Source organism: Chromobacterium amazonense (genome assembly GCF_001855565.1).
Taxonomy (GTDB): domain Bacteria; phylum Pseudomonadota; class Gammaproteobacteria; order Burkholderiales; family Chromobacteriaceae; genus Chromobacterium; species Chromobacterium amazonense.
On the sequence record NZ_MKCR01000033.1, the window covers coordinates 74,814 to 88,062 of the forward strand.

The window sequence follows — 13,249 nt, forward strand, 5'->3', positions numbered from 1 at the left end:
CAGTCCGCCTCTCTGCATTACAGCACGTAGCGCGCCAGATCCTCGCGCTCGGCCACTTCGCCCAGCTTGTTGTCGACGTAGTCGCCGTCGATCTTGCACGGACCGGACTTGGCGTCGAAGGCCACTTCTTCCAGCAGCTTTTCCATCACCGTGTACAGGCGGCGGGCGCCGATGTTCTCGGTCTTCTCGTTGACCTGCCAGGCGATCTCCGCCAGGCGCTGGATGCCGGATTCGACAAACTCCAGCTCGACGCCTTCAGTGGCCAGCAAGGCCTGGTACTGGCGGGTCAGGCAGGCGTTGGTGCTGGTCAGAATGGCCTTGAAATCATCGACGGACAAGGACGACAGTTCGACGCGGATAGGCAGACGGCCCTGCAACTCCGGAATCAGGTCGGACGGCTTGGACAGCTGGAAGGCGCCGGAGGCGATGAACAGGATGTGGTCGGTCTTCACCATGCCGTACTTGGTGGACACAGTGGTGCCTTCCACCAACGGCAGCAGGTCGCGCTGCACGCCGGCGCGCGACACGTCGGCGCCGCTGTGGCCTTCGCCGCGGCTGGTGACCTTGTCGATCTCGTCGATGAACACGATGCCGTTCTGCTCGACATTCTTCAACGCCTCGGCCTTCAGCTCTTCCTCGTTGACCAGCTTGGCGGCCTCCTCGTCGATCAGCTGCTTGAAGGCGTCGGCCACCTTCATCTTGGCGGTCTGCTTCTTGCCGGCGCCCAGGCCCTGGAACATGCCTTGCAGCTGGCTGGCGAAATCCTCCATGCCAGGCGGCGCCATCACATTCATCTGCGCTACCGGCGCGGCGATCTCCAGCTCGATCTCCTTGTCGTCGAACTTGCCCTCGCGCAGCATCCTGCGGAATTTCTGCCGGGTGGCGCCGTCTTCCTGCTTTTCCACCACCGCCGGCTCTTCGGCGAAGAAGCCGGACGGTTTGCGGGCCGGCGGCAACAGCACGTCCAGAATGCGCTCCTCGGCGGCATCCTCGGCGCGCACGCGGTTGCGCTTGATCGCGGCCTCGCGCGTGTCCTTGATCGCCACGTCCACCAGGTCGCGGATGATGGTATCGACATCGCGGCCGACATAGCCGACCTCGGTGAACTTGGTGGCTTCCACCTTGATGAAGGGCGCGCCGGACAGCTTGGCCAGGCGGCGGGCGATCTCGGTCTTGCCGACGCCGGTGGGGCCGATCATCAATATGTTCTTGGGCGTGATTTCGCTGCGCAGCGGCTCAGCCACCTGCTGGCGGCGCCAGCGGTTGCGCAGCGCGATGGCGACGGCGCGCTTGGCCTTGTGTTGGCCGATGATGTGCTGGTCCAGCTCGTGTACGATTTCCTGCGGGGTCATTTGCGTCATGACAGTCTCCGCCCGGCCGGCATGGCCGGGTCTTGCATTCTGGATTAGGCCGCGTCGTCCGGGCCCAGGGTTTCGATCAGGTGATTGTGGTTGGTGTAGATGCAGATGTCGCCGGCTATCTCCAGCGATTTCTTCACCACCACTTCCGGCGCCAGGTCAGTGTTCTCGAACAAGGCGCGCGCGGCCGACTGGGCGAAGGCGCCGCCGGAGCCGATGGCGGCGATGCCCTGCTCCGGCTCCAGTACGTCGCCGTTGCCGGTGATGATCAGCGTGTGGTCCTTGTCGGCGACGATCAGCATCGCCTCCAGCCGGCGCAGCATGCGGTCGGTGCGCCAGTCCTTGGCCAGCTCGACCGCCGACACCAGCAGATTGCCCTGATGCTTCTGCAGCTTGGCCTCGAAGCGCTCGATCAAGGTGAAGGCGTCGGCGGTGCCGCCGGCGAAGCCCGCCAGCACCTTGCCGCCGTGCAGCTTGCGTATCTTGCGCGCGGTAGCCTTGATCACGATATTGCCCAGGGTCACTTGCCCGTCCCCGCCCAGCGCCACGCGCTCGCCGCGACGGACGGAAACAATGGTGGTTCCGTCGAACTGCTGCATGTTTGGATTCCAGTAGATGATGGCCGGCGAGCTGCCGGCCTTTGTCTCCAATATGCAGACGATTGTACCGATTGCAAGCATCGGCAAGCCTTCAGAATCGGCTCGCCGTAGAAAATGAGAATAGTTTGCGTTATCATCGACAGCATGAAGTCGGTCCCTATCCTGCAATTTTCCGCCCTGGCCGGAGTGCTGGCAGCGCACGTACTGGCGCTGTGGCTGTTGAATCAGCAGCATGCCAGCCAAGCGCCCATCACGCCGCCGCGCCTAGCGCGGATGGACATGATTGCGCTGGCGCCGCCCGGCCGGCCAGCGGCCTCGCCTCCCGCGGCGGCCAAGCCTCAACCGCCCCAGCCTCGCCAGAGCGAAGCCAAGCCGGCTCCGGCCAAGCCCAAAACGCCGCCGGTGCAAACCAGCAAGATGTCCAGCGAGACGCCTGCGCCGGCCAAAGCCATCAGCGCACCGGCCGCGCCGGCCGCCGCTGCGGCAAACGACGCGCCCAAATCCGATGGCCAAACCGTCAGCGCAGGCAAATCGCAGGCCATCACCGAACCCCTGGCGCGCGGCGGCTATCTAAACAACCCAGCGCCGGCGTATCCGTCGCAATCGCAGGAGGACGGCGAGGCCGGCACGGTACGGCTGCGCGTGCATGTCAGCGCCCAGGGCCTGCCGCTCGAAGTATCAGTGCAGGACAGCAGCGGCTTCTCGCGGCTGGACCGCGCCGCCTTGGCCGCCGTCAAGCGCTGGCGCTTCATACCCGCCAAGCGTGGCGACGAACCGATCGCTTACACCTTTGTCGTTCCCGTTGAATTCTCTTTGAAATCGATCCGCTCATGAACATTCTCACCGTATTCCAACAAGGGGACGCCGTATTGATCACGGTGTTCATGCTCCTGATCCTGATGTCGGTGCTGACCTGGTACCTGATCATCGTGCGCGGCGCGCAGACTTGGCGCCTGCGCCGCGCCAACCGCGAGGCGGAAAGCCTGCTGTGGGACGCGCCGAACTGGCAGCAGGCGGAAGCCAGCCTGCGCCATAGCCAGGCGCAGTTCGCCAATCTGGCGCGCGCCGGCATCGACGCCCTGAAGCAATACCAGAGCCAGGCCGGCCGCGCCCTGGGCCAGGCCTGCGGCGTCGATGAATTCCTGACCCGCGCCATCCGCAAAGCGCTGGCGCAGGAAATGGCGCGCCAGGAGTCCGGCCTGACCATGCTGGCCTCGATCGGCTCCACCGCGCCATTCATCGGCCTGTTCGGCACGGTCTGGGGCATCTACCACGCGCTGGTCAATATCGGCCAGGCCGGCCAGATGAGCATAGGCGCGGTGGCCGGCCCGATCGGCGAGGCGCTGGTGGCCACCGCCGCCGGCTTGGCCGCCGCCATCCCGGCGGTGCTGGCCTACAACGCGCTCACCCGCGCCCAGCGCGTGATGTCGCAAGAGCTGGACTACTTCGCCCACGACCTGCACGCCCAGCTGCTGACCCAATCCGGAGACAGCCATGGCGTTCGGTAGCTTCAACCAGGGGCAGTCCGCGCCGATGGCGGAGCCCAATACCACGCCGCTGGTGGACGTGATGCTGGTGCTGCTGGTGGTGTTCATCATCACCACGCCGCTGCTGACCAACGCGGTGCAGGTCAATCTGCCGCGCGCCCAGGCCGCCGAGCATCAGGCAAAACCGGAGCAGATCCGGCTGACGGTAGACGCGGCAGGCAAGCTGTACTGGAACGATCAGCCGGTGGCGGAAGCGGATCTGCCGGCCCGCTTCGCCGCCGCCTCCGCCGCCAATCCCAACGTCGAGCTGCATCTGTCAGCCGATAAAGCCGTGCGCTACGAAACGGTGGCTAAAACCCTGGCCGCCGCGCAACAGAACGGCGTCGGCAAGATAGGCTTCGTCACCGCAGCGCAGTAGCCATGCAGATCGGCATGGCCTGCGCCCGAGCATAGCGGCACCCTCTGGCGCCGCAACCGATGCGGCGCCGTTCTGTCCAACCCCTGCCTACCGCCCACCCCGGCCGCGCAGCCGCCACATGACACTGGCTAGCGATGCTGCCGCGTGGCAATATCCTTGTCATTTACGCAAACTCGCCTTGCCGCGCCAGCAGACGCGGCCCAACCGATGGTTTCATCAAGATGCGAATTCCTGTTTCCCGCCTCAGCCTGGCCGTGGCGCTAGCTTGCGCCGGCTACTCCGCCAACGCCGCGCGGCAACCCGTCAGCGAAGCGCCGCTCGCGCTGCGGACCAGCATCGATTGCCAGCACAATGCCGACAACAGCCTGGACTGCACCACCCGCAACCAATTCACCATCCTGAAGCCGGCCGGCAAAGACTTTCTGTCGCGCATCGACTTCACCTACCCTGATACCGACCGCTTGGACGTGGTCAGCGGCGAAGTGCGCCAGCAGGACGGCCGCGTGATCAAGCTGGAAAAATCCCAGGTGGAAACCCGGGCCGCGCCGAACCCCTATGCCGGCGTCAGCCGCGACAAGCAAACCTGGCTGGCCTTCCCCGAACTGGCCGTGGGCAGCCAGGTCCGCTACGAGGTGAAGCACCACATCGCCGCGCCGCCGCTGAGCCGCGAGCTGCTCTACCGGCTGGACTTCGACCCGGAGCCGGTTCGCTACGACGCTTACCATTTCCAACTGCGCTCTCCCCGCGCGCTGCTGTGGCGCGGCGAAAGCATGGACGGCTTTCAGGTGGCGGCCGCGGCGGACGGCAAGTCCATCACCGTCGACCAACAAGGCGTGCGCTATCTGAATTTCACCAATGAATGGGACAACAGCGCCATCCGCCGCTGGCCGCGGCTGAGCATCGCCACCAGCGACCAAGCGCAGCAGCACTTCGGCAGCTACGCCGCGCGCTACAACGAAATCCTGGCCGCGCCGCTGCCGCCGGCCGCCGCCGCCGTGGTGGCCGCCCAGCAAGGCAAGCCGGCGGCGCAACAAGTTGCGGCCTTCATGCAGCACATCAACAGCCACTACCGCTATCTGAACGATCAGCGGCTGGCTGAGCGCGGCTTGGTGCCGTTCACCCTGGCCGAGATCGAGCAGCACGGCTATGGCGACTGCAAAGACCTGGCCACCCTGCTGACCGCCATGCTGCGCGCCGCCGGCATCGCTGCCGAGCCGGCCCTGGTGTTCCGCGGCAATTTCGCGCCGGAACCGTTGCTGCCGGGCCTGGGCACCGTCAACCACATGATCGTGCGCGCGACGGTGGACGGCAAAGTGGCCTGGCTGGACGCCACCAATCCGTTCTTTGCCCCGAATCGCATCATGCCGGACTTGCAGGAACGCGCCACCTATCTGATAGGCAGCGACGGCAGCGTGCGCCAGGAACGCATCCCGCGCCAGGCTCCGACCACCGATATGGTCGTCAAGCGCCATGAAGTGCTGCGCCGGGACGGCAGCGCCCTGGTCTCCAGCGAAAGCGTGATGGCGGGCTGGCCGCTGGTGGAGCTGACCATGCGCGACCGCTATCAAGGCAGCAGCAGCAGCGAGCAGAGCATTTGCCGCGGCAGCGGCAACCAGCCGCAAGGCTGCAAGGTGGAGCGTGCCGCCACCGGCTTCCTGCTCCCGGACAGCTATCCGGTGCGGATCCAGTCCATCGACGCGCGGGCCGTGGAGAAGATCTCCGGCTTGTACTTGTATGATCCGCACTTGGACAAGCGCTGGAATGATTTCGACAACTACCGCAGCAACGGCAACCAGGCCGATGTCTACCTGGGCGATCCGGAAACCATGGAGCGCACCGTCACGCTGCAGGGCGCCAAGCCCATCCAGCCGCCGTTCAGCTGCCAGGCCCGCTCCCCCTGGTTCGATCTGGACCTGAAACAGACATCCAGCGCCAGCGGCTTGCGCTATGAATTCCGCCTGACCCGCAAGGTGCGCTGGCTGGATCATGCCGACATCGCCAGCCCGGCGTTTGCCAAACTCAGCGCGGAAGCCCGCGCCTGCGTGACCCAGGCCCGCCAGATCATCAAGCTGTAAACCAGCCATGGCGGCATGCCGCGCCAGCGCGTGCCGCCGACCGGTTTTAAATGAGCCCATTGTTCCATAAAGAACAATTGAATAAATGCTTGCCGTACTATGCTTAGGCCATGACAATGCCGCTTTGCCCCTGCTCAAAGGGTAAAGCTCAGAAAGAAGCGAAGCATGGAACACACTCCCACCGGCGCGGGCCGCGAAATACAACTCGCCCCAAACGAGCTGATCGTCAGCAAAACCGATCCCAGCGGCCATATCACCTACGCCAACCGCGTCTTCATGCGGATAGCCGGCTATCCCGAGCACCTGCTGCTAGGCAAGCCGCATAACATCATCCGCCATCCCGACATGCCGCGCGGCGCCTATCGCCTGATGTGGCAAACCTTGCAAAGCGGCCGTGAATTCTTCGCCGTGGTCAAGAACGCCACCATAGACGGCAATTACTACTGGGTGCTGGCCAATGTGACGCCCGACTACGACCTGCGCGGCAAACTGCAGGGCTATTATTCGGTGCGCCGGCCACCCAGCCGCAACGCCATTGCCGCCATCGAACCCATCTATGCCGAAATGCGCAAGATCGAAGCCGCCCACGGCAAGGCTGAAGCGCCAGACGCCTCGCGCGACTGGCTGCTGGCCCAGTTGCAGGAAAAAGGCTGCAGCTATCAGGACTTCATCCTGAACCTGAACGCCGACGTGCTCAGAGCCAAAGGAGTCAACGGATGAGCGCCCCCCACAAGCCCACCCCTTATCTGCATTCGCGGCTGGCAAGCGGCCTGATCGTCATCAATGTGCTGGCCTTGCTGGCCATAGCCGGCAACTACCTGCTGTCCGGCGCGGCCCGCCACCTTGTCAACCTGCTGCTGCTCGCCGGCTCCGGCTGCTTGTCCTGGTGGCTATGGCAGAAAGTCCGACGCACCTTCCTGCTGCTGGACACCCTAGCCAAGCAGCTGCATCTTGCCTGCAGCGGCGAGCTGCACCACCGCAGCAGCCGCACCCGCTCGATGGGCGAAGCCGGCAAGGTGGCGTGGCAGTTGAACGATTTCCTGGACTTGGTGGAAACCTATTTCAAGGAAATCAATACCTGCTTCCAGGAAATCAGCAAGGGCAACTTCAGCCGCCGCCCGCTGAGCCAGGGCCTGCCCGGCATCCTGGCCAGCTCGCTGGACAGCGTGGACAAAGCCATCCAAACCATGGCGGAGAACGACGGCTTCGTGCGCCGCAACCGCTTGTCGTCGCAACTGGCCGCCCTGGGCAACCCGCACTTGCGGCAGGACTTGTCCGGCAGCCAGCGCGATCTGTCCGCCATCAGCCAGTCCATGGACGCCGTGGCCGGCATCACCCGCGACAACGCCGCCGGCGCGCGCGAGAGCCTGAACAGCGCGAACGAGTTGTCCGGCCATTTGCAAACCATTGCCGGCAGCGTCACCAGCATGGACACTGCCAGCCAGATGCTGGCCAAGGAATGGCATGGCATTGAAAGCTCGCTGGCTGATATTTCCGCGATTGCCGACCAGACCAATCTCTTGGCGCTGAACGCCGCCATCGAAGCCGCCCGCGCCGGCGAGATGGGCCGCGGCTTCGCCGTGGTGGCCGACGAAGTGCGCAAGCTGGCAGAACGCAGCAAGAGCACGGCCAATCAGGTGCAGGAGGTTTTGGGCTCGCTATCGGCCCGGATCGACGACATGCAGACGCAGGCCAGCGCCGCCGGAAGCGTGGCCGGCGAGGTGCAGGCTTCGGTGGAGGCGTTCCGGCAACGCTTCTCCAGCCTGGCCGAGCAATCCGATCTGGTATTGCGTCAGGTCAGCGATGTGCAGCAGAAATCGCAAACCTCGCTGCAGAAGGTGGGCCACGTGATCTACAAGCAAAGCGCCTATCACGCCGTGGAAGAAGCGCAGGCCATCGGGCCATCGCAAGAGCTCGCGCCGTGGATAGACGGCGACGGCGCGGCCCTGTTCGGCGCCGCCGCCGTCCAGCCCTTGCGCGCGCCGCTGCAGAATCTGCAGCAGCAAGTGGAAGCCGCGGTCGCCGCCGCAACGCAAAGCGGCCAACTCGACGAGGCCGGCATCATCAGCAAAATGCAGGCGATGGAGCAGATCAGCGTCAAACTGCAGAACGAACTGGACAAGCTAGCGGCCGGATAAGTCCCAACCATCGGCGTCCACACAACCGGGCCTTCAGGCCTAATGCCGTTCACTTAAGAGAAAAGCACCGTCTCCGTGCATGGGAAACGGTGCTTTTTTTGTGGATTCCTGTGCTCTCAAGGCCAGAAAAGTCGCCCGAAAATCCTTAAGTGAACGGCATTAGGCCTTCAGGCCCGGTTTTTTTATGCATAGGCCCAGAATGCGCTCCATAGCCTGGCTGCCCTTGGCTCCGCCTGCCGCATCGCATCGTCTTCCGACAAGCAGCGCGCCACCCAGCGCCACATCTTCTCCTGGCACCCCCATACAGCGCCAGCCCTTGCGCGCCGCAGGACTCGTCCCCCCTGCGCCCAGGTTGCCTGAAGTGATTACCCCTGGATTTGTGTCTATAACGCAATCAGCATGCCTTCGCACATTCATAGCATTTATTTACGTAAATAAATAATGTATTTCATTATATAAATTACAAAATCAATCTTACACCAAGAGAAAAGCATATTTCCCCATCAATTTCCACTCATGAAAATACGTCCAATACCAAACCCTTCCTGCCGCCCCAAACAAAAACCGCCCCATCAGGGGGCGGTTCGGTAGCAGCACGGTCGGGTCATACAAACCAATGACCCCTGCTCAGAAAAATCCCAGTTTGTCCTCGCCATAGCTGACCAGCAGGTTCTTGGTCTGCTGATAATGCTCCAGCATCATCTTGTGCGTTTCGCGGCCGATGCCGGATTGCTTGTAGCCACCGAAGGCCGCGTGCGCCGGATAGGCGTGGTAGCAGTTGGTCCACACTCGGCCAGCCTCGATGTGTCGGCCCAGATAGAACGCCGTGTTGATATTGCGCGTCCACACGCCGGCGCCCAGGCCGTACAGGGTGTCGTTGGCGATGGCCAATGCCTCGTCGCGGTCCTGGAAGGTGGTGACCGACACTACCGGTCCGAAGATTTCCTCCTGGAAGATGCGCATCTTGTTGTGGCCCTGGAACACGGTGGGCTTGATGTAGAAGCCGCCGGCCAGATCGCCATCCAAATGCGCGCGCTCGCCGCCTGCCAGCAGTTGGGCTCCTTCCTCGCGACCGATGGCGAGGTAGCTCTGGATCTTGTCCATCTGCTCCCTGGACGCCTGCGCGCCTATCATCGTCGACGGATCCAGCGGATTGCCCTGCTTGATCGCCGCGACGCGGGCCAGCGCCTTCTCCATGAAGCGGTCGTAGATGGATTCGTGGATCAGCGCGCGGCTAGGGCAGGTGCACACCTCGCCCTGGTTCAGCGCGAACATCACAAAACCCTCGATGGCCTTGTCGAGGAAAGCATCGTCCTTGGCCGCCACATCGTCGAAGAAGATATTGGGCGACTTGCCGCCCAGCTCCAGCGTCACCGGAATCAGGTTCTGGCTGGCGTATTGCATGATCAGCCGGCCGGTGCCGGTCTCGCCGGTAAAGGCGATCTTGGCGATGCGCTTGGAGCTGGCCAGCGGCTTGCCGGCCTCGACGCCGAAGCCGTTGACCACATTGAGCACGCCCGGCGGCAGCAGATCGCCCACCAGCTCCATCAGCACCAGGATGGACAGCGGGGTCTGCTCGGCCGGCTTCAGCACCACGCAGTTGCCGGCGGCCAGCGCCGGGGCCAGCTTCCACGCCGCCATCAGAATGGGGAAGTTCCACGGAATGATCTGGCCCACCACGCCCAGCGGCTCATGGAAGTGGTAGGACACGGTATGGGCGTCGATCTCGCCCAGGCTGCCTTCCTGCGCGCGCACGCAGGCGGCGAAATAGCGGAAGTGGTCGATGGCCAGCGGGATGTCGGCGGCGCGCGTCTCGCGTATCGGCTTGCCGTTGTCCCAGGTCTCCACCTCGGCCAGCAGGGCCAGATTGGCCTCCATGCGGTCGGCGATCTTGTTCAGGATGATGGCGCGCTCGGTCACCGGGGTATGGCCCCACTGGAAACGGGCGGCGTGGGCGGCGTCCAGCGCCAGCTCCACGTCCTGCTCGTCCGAACGCGGAATCTCGCACAGCGGCTTGCCGGTGATGGGCGTGACGTTTTCGAAGTATCGGCCGTTCACCGGCGGCACCCACTGCCCGCCGATATAGTTGGCATAGCGTGATTTCAGCGGAAAGCCGGGTTGCAGGTTTGCCATCGCAGTCTCCTTGGTGGTAATGAACCCCTGGCTTGGGGATCACGCCACAGTGCAAGCGGCGTGCCAGCCGCCACCCATACTGCATGGCAGCATCCGGCAAAGCGGCAAGCCGTGCGGCATGCGGCGAAACCACATTGCAATGCAGCATATCTTCTTCACAATCAGCCACTTGCCCCGCCTGGCAAAGCATCGATAATCGGCAAAACCGCCCGCCAAACTGTCGCAGGCTGACACAGCTGTCGCGCCGCGACGGCACAGCCTGCAGGAGACGCGCATGACCCAGGCTGCCCGCCTGCCGCTGGACGAAATCCGCCGCCGCTTCTTCACCGACCAGCCCTTGCCCGGCCATGCCTTGCCGCCGGCCATCCTCCATTCCTGGCAACGCTGCCGCAGCCTGGGCCTGCCCACAGGCGGCCGCAGCGGAGAGCCGCTGGAGGATGCCGCATTGCGCCAACGGCGCGAAGCCAACGCCGGCTGGCTGGAAACCGCGCGGCCGGCACTGGCCGGCCTGTATGAGCAAGTGGCCGGACACGACTTGGCGCTGGTGGTGGCCGACAGCCAGGGGCTGATCCTCGACGAGAGCGGCGACATCGGTTTTCTGGACAAGGCCGCGCGCTTGGCGCTGGCCCCGGGCATGGACTGGAGCGAGGCGGCGCGCGGCACCAACGCCATCGGCACCGCGCTGGCCGCGGCGGACAGCATCTTGGTGCGCGGCGCGGAGCATTACCTGGAACGCAACCGCGCCCTCAGCTGCGCGGCCAGCCCCTTGCTCGGCCCGCAAGGCCAGATGCTGGGCGTGCTGGACATCAGCGGCGCCAGCCGCAAGCTGGGCGAGACGCAGCTGCGAGCATTGCGCGCCGCGCGCGGCCAGATAGAAGCCTTGCTGCTGAGCGAGGCTGCGCGCAGCGGCTGGCGATTGAGCCTGCATCGAGACCCTCGGCTGCTGGACAGCCCGGCCGCCTGCCAACTGGTTTTCGACGAGGACGGCCGGCTGCTGGCCGCCAACCGCGCCGGGCTGGCCCTATGCGGCCTGGAGCCGGGCGACTGGCGGCCGCGCCACTTCGCCGCCCTGTTCGGCCAGAGCCTGGAGCACTGGCTAAGCCGTCATGGCGAGGCGCTGGGCGCGCTGGAGATCGGGGCGCAGCAGGCATCGGCCCGGCTGCGTCCGCCCGCCGCCCACCACCGGGCAGCGCCATCCTCGGCCGCGGCTCCCGCCCACAGCGCGCCCGCGCTGGACGGCCTAGCGGAGTCTTTGTTCGCCACCGCCTTGAAACTGCTGGAAGCCGACATCCCGGTGCTGATCCTAGGCGAGACCGGCACCGGCAAGGACAGGCTGGCGCGCGCCTTGCACAATGGAGGCAGCCGGCGCGGCGCGCCGTTTGTCGCGGTCAACTGCGCGGCGATTCCGGAAGGACTGATCGAGGCCGAATTGTTTGGCTACCAGAGCGGCGCCTTCACCGGCGCCAGCCGCCAGGGCAGCAAGGGCAGGCTGCGCGAGGCCGATGGCGGCGTGCTGTTCCTGGATGAAATCGGCGACATGCCGCTGAGCCTGCAGGCGCGGCTGCTCAGGGTGCTGCAGGAGCGAGAAGTGACGCCGCTGGGCGGCGGCCCGGCGCAGCGGCTGGACATCCGGCTGATCTGCGCCACCCACCGCGACTTGCGCGCGCGGGTGGCCGAAGGCGCCTTCCGCGCCGACCTCTACTACCGGCTATGCCATTAGCCGCTGACGCTGCCGCCGCTGCGCGAACGCGGCGACGTAGCGGCCATCGCCCAAAGCATGCTGGACGGCATGGGCGCCGCCCGGCGCGGCATCGCGCTGTCGCCCGCCCTGGCCCAGGCCATCCGCGGCTACCGCTGGCCGGGCAATCTGCGCGAGCTGGCCAACCTGCTGGCCACGCTGTTGGCGCTGGCCGACGATGGCGCGACGCTAAGCCTGGAGCATATGCCGGCCGCGCTGCGCGCCGATATGGCCAGCGCGGGCCATGCCGTGGCCGACAGCGCGCTGGAGCAGGTGCTGCGCCGCTGCGGCGGCAATGCCAGCGCTGCGGCGCGGGCGCTGGGCATCAGCCGCTCCACGCTGTATAGACGGCTGGCAAAGAGGGGCTAAACCTCCCCCCATCAAGCCAGCCAGCTCGCCGCGCAACCAACGCAAGCCGGGTTGGCCGTGGCTGCGCTCATGCCACGCCATGGCCACGCCGAAGCGGCGCAGCGGCAACGGGCACTCCCGCAGCTGGACGCGTTCGCCGCAGGCCCAGGAAACCGCCGAGCAATAAAAAAAGCGGGAAGCCTGGCTTCCCGCCTGTTTTGCGCTTTCGATTCGATCAGAAACCGAACGCGGCCTTTTCCTCGGCGCTCAGGTGGCGCCACTCGCCTACCGGCAGCTCGCCCAGGGCAATCGCGCCCAGGCTTTCGCGATGCAGCGCCTCGACGCGGTTGCTGGCCGCCGCCACCATGCGCTTCACCTGGTGGTACTTGCCCTCGGTGATGGTCAGCAGGATGGTGTGGGCGTCGATCTGCTCGACGCTGTCGGCGGCGAACTCGCGCGCCTCGTCGTTGAGGTAGACGCCGCTTTGCAGCTTGGCGATCAGTTCCGCCGTCGCCTCGTGCTTCAGCGTGACGCGGTAGACCTTGGGCACCAGCTTCTTCGGCGAACTCAGGGCGTGGATGAACTGTCCATCATTGGACAGCAGGATCAAGCCGGTGGTGTCCACATCCAGCCGACCGACCGCCGACAGGTCCAGATTGGAGAACTGGTCCGGCAGCAGGCGGTAGATGCTGGGATGGCATTGCGGCTTGTGCGAAGTTTCGTAATTGGCCGGCTTGTGCAGCAGCAGATACAGCGGGCCGGTCACCAGCGACCACGGCTCGTCGTCCACCACCAGGCTGGCGATATCGGCCAGCTCATACTGAGCGCGGTAGTTGTCCACCACCTCGCCATTCACTTGCACCAGGCCGTATTCGATCAGTTGGCGGCACTCCTTGCGGCCGCCAAAACCTTGTTGTTGCAACAGTCGATAGAGTTCCATGCAGCGATGGTAGCA

General features: G+C 65.1%; 12 protein-coding genes. 8 read left to right on the forward strand and 4 right to left on the reverse strand.

All coding sequences use genetic code 11. The annotated features are described in order from the left end of the window. Window positions 1-17: 17 nt before the first annotated feature. Together hslU and hslV are read right to left on the reverse strand one after the other, a co-directional pair. Window positions 18-1,361, reverse strand: coding sequence for an ATP-dependent protease ATPase subunit HslU (gene hslU / locus BI343_RS17175; RefSeq protein ID WP_071110635.1), 1,344 nt, complete (start codon window positions 1,359-1,361; stop codon window positions 18-20). 44 nt (window positions 1,362-1,405) lie between these two features. Beyond that, window positions 1,406-1,957: an ATP-dependent protease subunit HslV gene (gene hslV / locus BI343_RS17180; RefSeq protein WP_043630155.1), complete on the reverse strand. Its 552-nt coding sequence runs from the start codon at window positions 1,955-1,957 to the stop codon at window positions 1,406-1,408. Between the two features lie 144 nt (window positions 1,958-2,101). On the opposite strand from hslV, the gene BI343_RS17185 reads away from it, so the two are divergent. From BI343_RS17185 to BI343_RS20780, 6 genes are all read left to right on the forward strand, one after another. Further along, on the forward strand, window positions 2,102-2,791 hold the full coding sequence (locus tag BI343_RS17185; RefSeq protein WP_071110636.1) for an energy transducer TonB: 690 nt from the start codon (window positions 2,102-2,104) through the stop codon (window positions 2,789-2,791). Continuing rightward, window positions 2,788-3,465 carry a MotA/TolQ/ExbB proton channel family protein gene (locus BI343_RS17190; protein ID WP_071110637.1) on the forward strand — a complete coding sequence of 226 codons (678 nt, stop codon included), beginning with the start codon at window positions 2,788-2,790 and terminating at the stop codon, window positions 3,463-3,465. The genes BI343_RS17185 and BI343_RS17190 overlap by 4 nt, the downstream gene beginning before the upstream one ends. Beyond that, window positions 3,452-3,862: an ExbD/TolR family protein gene (locus BI343_RS17195; RefSeq protein ID WP_071110638.1), complete on the forward strand. Its 411-nt coding sequence runs from the start codon at window positions 3,452-3,454 to the stop codon at window positions 3,860-3,862. Before BI343_RS17190 ends, BI343_RS17195 begins: the two co-directional genes overlap by 14 nt. Before the next feature lie 221 nt (window positions 3,863-4,083). Next, the gene (locus tag BI343_RS17200) at window positions 4,084-5,937 is read left to right on the forward strand and encodes a DUF3857 domain-containing transglutaminase family protein (protein WP_071110795.1); all 1,854 of its coding nucleotides are present in this window, start codon (window positions 4,084-4,086) and stop codon (window positions 5,935-5,937) included. A 165-nt stretch (window positions 5,938-6,102) separates the two neighbouring features. Continuing rightward, window positions 6,103-6,657 (forward strand): PAS domain-containing protein, encoded by a 555-nt coding sequence (locus BI343_RS17205; protein ID WP_071110639.1) that lies wholly within the window; start codon window positions 6,103-6,105, stop codon window positions 6,655-6,657. Between the two features lie 707 nt (window positions 6,658-7,364). Beyond that, window positions 7,365-8,075, forward strand: coding sequence for a methyl-accepting chemotaxis protein (locus BI343_RS20780; RefSeq protein WP_422614120.1), 711 nt, complete (start codon window positions 7,365-7,367; stop codon window positions 8,073-8,075). A gap of 627 nt (window positions 8,076-8,702) precedes the next feature. Here BI343_RS20780 and adh read toward each other — a convergent pair. Continuing rightward, the gene (adh, locus tag BI343_RS17215; protein ID WP_071110641.1) at window positions 8,703-10,208 is read right to left on the reverse strand and encodes an aldehyde dehydrogenase; all 1,506 of its coding nucleotides are present in this window, start codon (window positions 10,206-10,208) and stop codon (window positions 8,703-8,705) included. A 274-nt stretch (window positions 10,209-10,482) separates the two neighbouring features. On the opposite strand from adh, the gene BI343_RS17220 reads away from it, so the two are divergent. Next, complete coding sequence (locus BI343_RS17220) at window positions 10,483-11,928, forward strand: sigma-54-dependent Fis family transcriptional regulator (protein WP_211269459.1); 1,446 nt, start codon at window positions 10,483-10,485, stop codon at window positions 11,926-11,928. An 18-nt stretch (window positions 11,929-11,946) separates the two neighbouring features. Continuing rightward, the gene (locus BI343_RS20205; RefSeq protein ID WP_479686415.1) at window positions 11,947-12,315 is read left to right on the forward strand and encodes a helix-turn-helix domain-containing protein; all 369 of its coding nucleotides are present in this window, start codon (window positions 11,947-11,949) and stop codon (window positions 12,313-12,315) included. 214 nt (window positions 12,316-12,529) lie between these two features. On the opposite strand, the gene BI343_RS17225 is transcribed toward BI343_RS20205, so the two are convergent. Beyond that, window positions 12,530-13,234, reverse strand: coding sequence for a pseudouridine synthase (locus BI343_RS17225; RefSeq protein WP_071110796.1), 705 nt, complete (start codon window positions 13,232-13,234; stop codon window positions 12,530-12,532). Window positions 13,235-13,249: the final 15 nt, after the last annotated feature.